The following is a 1,161-nucleotide window of genomic DNA, read 5'->3' on the forward strand; positions in this document are numbered from 1 at the left end:
CAAATTCATTGTTTTTAAACTGATAATAATTACCATCAGAATCGGTGACATCGAAAACTAAATGACTAATGTCAATTCCAAAATATTTAATATCTTTATTCATAAGAAAATGTTTTTTTTGAAAGGACAATCTACCCGAGTTTCAACGACTTAAAATCGAGGTCTTAAAGCCTCATAGAACTGTACGAAATCTGTGTAGAAAAGAGAGGGGATTTTCAATGTTGACGAAGTCTTAAGCTTCTGAGTGTATATTAACCTTACTCCTCTCTTTTGTCTTTTCTGATTTATCCTTAAATTTAATGAATTGTAAACTTAAGCCGTGTATAATTAATTGCTAGGTTCTTCCCTACTTGCGAATATTCCTGCGGAATATTCACGGGTTCGTAAAAGTTTGCTAACTTAGTTGCTGAACCACGCAACTAACCATACACAACAACGTTGTACACAATGCGAACAATCATCATATATATTATCTATTTCAGTTGTTTTACCGTCTTTGGGCAAAGCACAAAAGATGATTATGACATATTCTCAAAAACTATTGATTTTGGAATTAAAAGTTTTGATTCTGACATTGAATTCGCAAATATGGGAGATGGTCGAATGAAACCTTTTAAAGTAGCAGTCGTAATAGAAAAACTGGACTTTGAATTTAATGAAGACCACCTGATGTTAAAAAATATGAAAGGCGTAAAGAATAAAGAATTTTTTGATGCTCTACCAGACTTGGATTCAACGTTTACAAATCATCCTAAAATAAATTCAGATTCACTAAATATAAAATCATTAGAAGTTCATTCATTGTCATCCGACTTATTTAATGAGTTATTAGATAAATCAACAAAATATTATGATAAACGTTGGAGAAAAATAAAAAGGAAATTTAAGCATAGTCTTGCTTTTGGATTATCAAAAATTAAATACGTTGGAAATTATGCTACACTCTATTATTGGATGGATTGCGGGAAATTTGGACTTTGTAAAAGTGAACATGTAATTGTGTTCGAAAAGATTGATGGAGAATGGGTAATACTAACCGATATTTATTTATATATAAGTCCTTAAATAGAAAAAAGCACTACGCACAACAAAGTACTGTGGTGAAAAACAAGTAAAAACTCATTAATTTTTCACTAAAGTACTTTTATAATTTCCATCATA

At 30.2% G+C, this 1,161-nt stretch carries 1 protein-coding gene; it reads left to right on the forward strand.

Annotated features, from left to right (window positions below; genetic code table 11):
• Window positions 1-447: 447 nt before the first annotated feature.
• On the forward strand, window positions 448-1,065 hold the full coding sequence (locus tag HM986_RS17570) for a hypothetical protein (RefSeq protein ID WP_179336346.1): 618 nt from the start codon (window positions 448-450) through the stop codon (window positions 1,063-1,065).
• Window positions 1,066-1,161: the final 96 nt, after the last annotated feature.

It is taken from the genome of Winogradskyella costae (assembly GCF_013403865.1).
Lineage (GTDB): Bacteria > Bacteroidota > Bacteroidia > Flavobacteriales > Flavobacteriaceae > Winogradskyella > Winogradskyella costae.

What these genes read in the sequence shown, in the direction of transcription:
- HM986_RS17570 (WP_179336346.1), top strand. Translation starts at nt 448, where the DNA reads ATGCGAACAATCATCATATATATTATCTATTTCAGTTGTTTTACCGTC.